This window comes from candidate division WOR-3 bacterium, from assembly GCA_039801725.1.
GTDB lineage: Bacteria > Hydrothermota > Tepidihabitantia > Tepidihabitantales > DTDR01 > DTDR01.
In genome coordinates this window covers 41165-47344 of sequence record JBDRVE010000010.1, presented here as the reverse complement: position 1 = coordinate 47344, position 6180 = coordinate 41165, and the positions used below count along the sequence as shown (strand labels likewise).

Below are 6180 nucleotides of genomic sequence, written 5' to 3'. Positions count from 1 at the left end.
GGCCAGTCAGCAATTGCGTCGGAACCATCTTTCATTTTTTCTGTCTCTCTATTTGGTGAAGCCACTGAACCAGTATCTAAATGGTCTCTGCCAATAACAATTGGTGCTTCAATCTTTCCATCCCTTACTAATTTATTAATCTCTAATCCAAATTTTGCTCTCTCTCCATAACCAAGCCAACAGATTCTTGCTGGCAAACCTTGGAAAGGAATTTTTTCTTCGGCAAGTTTAATCCAACGGACTAAAATTTCATTATCTTTAAATAATTCTAAAACAAGTTTATCGGTGAGATAGATATCTTCTTTATTTCCTGATAAAGCGACCCATCTAAAAGGACCTCTTCCTTCGCAGAAAAGTGGTCTAATATATTCTAAAACAAAACCAGGAATATTAAAAGCATCTTTAACTCCGGCTTTATAGGCTTGGCCACGAATATTATTTCCGTAATCAAAGGCAACTGCACCTTTCTTTTGCATTTCCAGCATTGCTTCCATCTGTCTTGCCATTGATTCATAACTTCTTTTAATATATTCTTCGGGATTTTTTCTTCTTAATTCTAATGCCTCTTCTAAACTCATCCTTCCTGGAACATAGCCGTTTAACTCATCGTGAGCCGATGTCTGGTCAGTTAAAACATCAGGGATAATTCCTCTTCTTACTAATTCTGGATGGATATCGCTCGCATTACCAACTAAACCGATAGAACGAGGAATTTTCTTTTTTACTGCTTCATCGACCAATCTTAATGCTTCATCCAAATCAAAAACCATCATATCGCAGAAACCTTGCTTTACTCTCCTTTCAATCTTCTTTGGATCAACTTCCACATCCAAAATTACTCCTTCGTTCATTGTGACTGCTAAAGGTTGGGCACCGGACATTCCGCCCATTCCCGCAGTCAATACCCATTTTCCTTTTAACGAGCCCCCAAAATGCTTTTTGGCACAACTGGCAAAGGTTTCATAGGTTCCTTGTATAATCCCTTGTGTTCCAATATAAATCCAACTACCTGCGGTCATTTGACCATACATTATCAATCCCATTGCTTCTAATTTTCTAAAATAATCCCAAGTTGCCCAAGCCGGAACTAATAAAGAATTGGCAATCAAAACCCTTGGTGCATAAGAAAAGGTTTTAAATATTCCTACGGGCTTTCCTGATTGGATTAAAAGGGTCTCATCATTTTCTAAATTTTTTAATGCTTCAACAATCGCATAGAAACATTCCCAATTTCTTGCTGCCTTTCCACAACCACCATAAACAATCAATTCTTCTGGCTTTTCAGCAACTTCCGGGTCTAAATTATTACAAAGCATTCTTAATGCTGCCTCTTGATGCCAACCTTTACAAGATAAACTTTTTCCCTGAGGTGCTTTAATCTTTTTTTCTTTTAATGTTTCAATTGCTCCCATAATTAAATAATAACTAAATATAAATATCTGTCAATAATTTAATAAAAATAAAAGGGCGGAGAATTAGAACTCCGCCCAAAAATTAAATAAATAAAATAAGATTAATTACTGTAGATTAACAAGTTTTCCTTGGTATTCCTTACCGGAGAAGTTTAGTTTGTAGAAATAGATTCCTTTGGTTTTTAGATTAAGAGAAAGTTCTTTTTCTTTGCCAACAAAGTAATCTTTGATTGTCTGAAGAACCTTTCCGTCGGTAGAAAATATTTGAAGCACAAATTCACCTTCATTTCCACAGGTTAATTTAATTTTTGGTTTACCAGTATTGAAAATAAAAGTAAGTTTTGGAGAAATATTAGTAACTTCGCTAATAGCGGTCAATTCCCTAATTTTTATCATTCCGCCTTGATAAACCTCTTTTGTTGAATCGGGTTGAAGGTTATTGTCTTGTAAAAAGGCAATTATTTTACATTTATCAGGATTCCAATTAGTAGAAATAGTAAAATCTCTACTTCGGGAAATAGAACTATTTGCTGGCACAGTAATTATTTCACCATTATGGTCGGGTAAATAATCTCTTGCGACATGATTATGCCAAACATCACCGTTTGGTGCTGAATAATATATACTATCTTCAGTAATTACAAATTGAAGCCGACCAGTAATTGGATTACCAGATTCGTTAGTAATTGTCAATTCAATATGACCATTTCTTGTATTTGGATTATACCAACCGGAAAATTCAAAATTTAAATCAGAAGTAACTCCCATTCTTTGTTCCAAAAGATATTGCCAATTATAATAACTTGTGCCACCTTTTTTACCATCGTACCACATATAAGGAGTTACATAATACCATTGACCATTATAATAGTAAGGAGGTGGATACATATACATTTTACTTCTTGCCTCTGCACAATAAAGTGGATAAGCCGAAGAGACATGCATTTCAATTGCGGCAATTCTTGTTGGATATATTGAAGATATTTGGTCCAGCACACTGCTGGCTGTCGCGCAGGAACCTCAACCTTCTTGGTAGGCTTCTTCAGCGACAACAATCCTTTCTGCTGAATAGAGGGAAGAAATAAAAATTAAAGTAAATAATAAAGGAAGGTATTTTTTCATAATAACCTCCGATTTTGAAGACATCATTAATATTTTAATAATATTTTTTATAAAGTCAACAAAAAGAAGTAAATGTGTTAAATAATGGTTACAAATTAAGAATAAAAAGACTTCATTCTTATTATGGTAATGATTTCTTTTATTAATAAATTTACAATTGGGAACAAATTTTATCTTTACAAATCTTTTATTTTTGCTATAATTATTATAATGACTATTAATTTAATAGGAAATTTGTGAATTAGAATAAAACTCGATATTTTACCCGTAGAGCTTTTTGTTATTCGAGGGTGGTTAATAGAGGAGAAAAATTTCTGAGGAGGGGGTAATAGGGGGTAGGTCTCCTTTATGTGAATAATAATAATTTTATTAATGTGAACAATAATATTTTTATTAATGCCAATAATATTCGCCTTATTAATGGTGGCGATATTCGCTTTATTAATGACTTTAATATCAAATTTATTTCTTATAATTCCGTAGGACTTAAATAATTGGTAGGAATATTGCTATCTAAATATAACTCTCTTTACAAAATAGCAAAAATGGTATATATCTATAAGTTTTTATAAATCAAATACTTGTACAGGTATAAAGATAACCTTTCTAGCCCAATATTTATAGTTAATTAAATTGACTAATTACTTGATTTTATTAAAATTGATAAAATATATGGAATATATAAAAAGAATAAGAAATATTGGGATTGCTGCTCATATTGATGCAGGTAAGACCACAACAACTGAGAGAATTTTGTATTATACCGGAAAGATTTATCGGATGGGTGAAGTAGATGAAGGAACTGCTACAATGGACTGGATGATTCAGGAAAAGGAAAGAGGAATAACTATTACCTCTGCAGCCACTACTTGTTTTTGGAAAGACCATCAAATTAATATTATTGATACACCAGGTCATGTAGACTTCACAATTGAGGTAGAAAGATGTTTAAAAGTTTTAGATGGAGCAGTAATTGTTTTTTGTGGAGTTGGTGGAGTAGAATCACAAACAGAGACCGTATGGCATCAGGCTGATAAATATAAAGTTCCCAGGATTGCTTTTGTTAATAAACTTGATAGAATTGGTTCTGACTTTGAAAGGGTAATAAAAATGATGGAAGAGAGATTATCTTTAAAACCTTTGCCTATTCAAATTCCTTATGGAGCAGAAGAATACTTTCAAGGAGTGATCGATTTGGTTGAACAGGTTTTATATATCTGGCATGAAGAAACCTTGGGAGCAAAATATGATAAATTACCAATACCGGATGATTATAAAGAGAAAACAAAATTAATGAGAGAAAAAATGATAGAAATTTTATCAGAAGAAGATGAAGAGATATTAGAAAAATATCTTAAAGGAGAAGAAATAGAAATTGATTTAATAAAAAAGGCAATAAGAAAAGGAACTTTAAATTTAAAATTCTATCCGGTATTATGTGGTAGTGCCTTAAAAAACAAAGGAATCCAACCACTTTTAGACGCAATCGTTGATTATTTGCCATCACCAATTGACCTACCACCGGTAGTTGGTTTTCATCCAAAAAATAATAATGTAGAAGAAAGAAAAGCCGATATTTCTCAGCCTTTATCTGCTTTAATTTTTAAAATCCAAAATGATTTTAATCGTGGTTTGCTTTCTTATTTCCGAATTTATTCGGGAAAGATTAGGATTGGTAAACAGATTTTAGTTGTGCCGACAATGGAAAAGATAAGAGTAAATAAAATATTATTAATGCATGCCAATAAGCAAGAAGAAGTAGAAGAGTTAAAAGCCGGTGAGATTGGAGCAATTGTTGGATTGAAAAATGTGAAAACTGGTTATACTCTTTGTGATTTACATGCACCAATCGCTTTTGAACCTTTAACTTTTCCTGAACCAGTTATTTTTGCAACAATTGAACCGAAGACAAAAAAGGATGAAAAAAGATTACAAGAGAGTTTAGAATTGCTTTCTATTGAAGACCCAACATTTAAAGTAAAATATGATGAAGAAACCGGTCAAAGGATAATTATGGGAATGGGTGAATTACATTTAGAAATTATTACTGATAGATTACAGAGAGATTACAAAGTTCCTTGCCATATTGGTAAACCGCAGGTCTCTTATCGGGAGACGATAACGAAAGAAAGTATTGGTATTGGTAAATTTTCCCGAATAATTGATAATAAATTACATCAAGCCGAGATTACTATCAAAATAGCACCAAAAGAGAAAGGGATTAACATTGTTTTTAATACAGACAAAGAAAAAATTCCTGAAATTTTTTATCCGAAAATAGAAGAAACCTTAATTGGTATTACTAATAGTGGCTTATTGATTGGTTATCCGATTACTAATATTTTAATTGAAATTTTAGACGGTAACTACAATAAAGAAAACCCTTCTGATTTTGCTTTTCAAATGGCTGCTAATAATGCCTTTAATGAAGCCTATAAAAATGCCAATCCCACTATATTAGAACCAATAATGAATATAGAAATTCTAACACCGGAAGAATATGTTGGTGTAATTATCAATGATTTAATAGCAAGAAGGGGAAAAGTGTTAAATATAGAAGTAATAAAAGAATATCGTGTGTTATCAGGTATAGTCCCTTTAAAAGAAACTTTTGGCTATGCTACTGCTATCCGTTCCTTATCTTCCGGTCGGGCAACTTATTCAATGCATTTCTCCCATTACGAAATTCTACCGGAAGAAGAAATCAAAAAAATCTTTCCTTATTTAGAGATCAGATAAAATATAATTTCTTCCTGCCATAATTTCACATACCTTCTATTGTATTTTGTTAAATAAATTTTTATAATTTCAAAAAATCCTTGAAAAATAAGGACGAAATTGATGTTTAAAAATTAATTTTTCTTATTGACTTTTTTTTTCATGATTATAATTTTTATGTGAAATATATATTACTAATAATAAGTGTATTATTTATGCTATTTTATAAGGTAGATTGTGGCGGTGGTGGCGGAGGCGGTGGAAGTAGAAGTATCCCAGACATTCCGGATACCACAATTGGTATAGAAGTGGATTATAGAAAGTATACTATAGAAAAGTGGGTTTCTATGGGAATAATTTCTGATGCGATTAAAGAAAGTAATAATATTTATGGTAAATAAGAAATAAAGGAGTATGGGGAAAATAATAATTTAGAAAATGTGATTCCGTCTGTACTTCGCTATACTACTGAAGAAAATTATGATACTATTAATAGGAAGACAATAAGATTATTAATACAAAATTACACCTATCGAGACACTTGGCTTTTGAAAGGTGATAGTTGGTGTCTGTATGTTTTAATAGCGGATTCTCTTTATAATGTTGCTACTGGTCGTTATGCTGCAGGAATAACTTTCTGTGTTAAAGAAGAATATTGGGCACCTCTTTCAATAGTAGCAGGTGGTTATATTTATGCTCTCTATCAAAACAACATGAAGGTAGACTACTTAAAAGCAGTGGCTCTTGCTCATGAGATAGGTCATGTATTTGACCCACAAGATACTACTCATTGTGATTGGTGGTTATGTATAATGTATCCATACTTACAACCCCACACATATCAATTCTTTTGTGATAATTGTAAACAAAGGTTTCGTGATTATTATTTACCTAAAAGATATGGAAGTAATCACCCTTAAAATTAAAA

Annotated in this window: 5 protein-coding genes; 3 read left to right on the top strand and 2 right to left on the bottom strand. The window is 32.0% G+C overall.

Annotated elements, in window-relative coordinates; all coding sequences use genetic code 11:
* Both hutU and ABIK75_03480 read right to left on the bottom strand, forming a co-directional pair.
* Positions 1-1412 (bottom strand): urocanate hydratase (gene hutU / locus ABIK75_03485; GenBank protein ID MEO0090150.1); only part of this gene is annotated, 1412 nt, incomplete at its 3' end.
* 105 nt (positions 1413-1517) lie between these two features.
* Positions 1518-2408 (bottom strand): Omp28-related outer membrane protein, encoded by an 891-nt coding sequence (locus tag ABIK75_03480; protein MEO0090149.1) that lies wholly within the window; start codon positions 2406-2408, stop codon positions 1518-1520.
* A gap of 798 nt (positions 2409-3206) precedes the next feature.
* Here ABIK75_03480 and fusA point away from each other — a divergent pair.
* From fusA to ABIK75_03465, 3 genes are all read left to right on the top strand, one after another.
* The gene (gene fusA / locus ABIK75_03475) at positions 3207-5273 is read left to right on the top strand and encodes an elongation factor G (protein MEO0090148.1); all 2067 of its coding nucleotides are present in this window, start codon (positions 3207-3209) and stop codon (positions 5271-5273) included.
* Between the two features lie 194 nt (positions 5274-5467).
* The gene (locus ABIK75_03470; GenBank protein ID MEO0090147.1) at positions 5468-5653 is read left to right on the top strand and encodes a hypothetical protein; all 186 of its coding nucleotides are present in this window, start codon (positions 5468-5470) and stop codon (positions 5651-5653) included.
* A gap of 39 nt (positions 5654-5692) precedes the next feature.
* A complete protein-coding gene (locus ABIK75_03465) occupies positions 5693-6172 on the top strand; it encodes a hypothetical protein (GenBank protein MEO0090146.1) in 480 nt (159 codons plus the stop codon).
* Positions 6173-6180 lie beyond the last annotated feature (8 nt).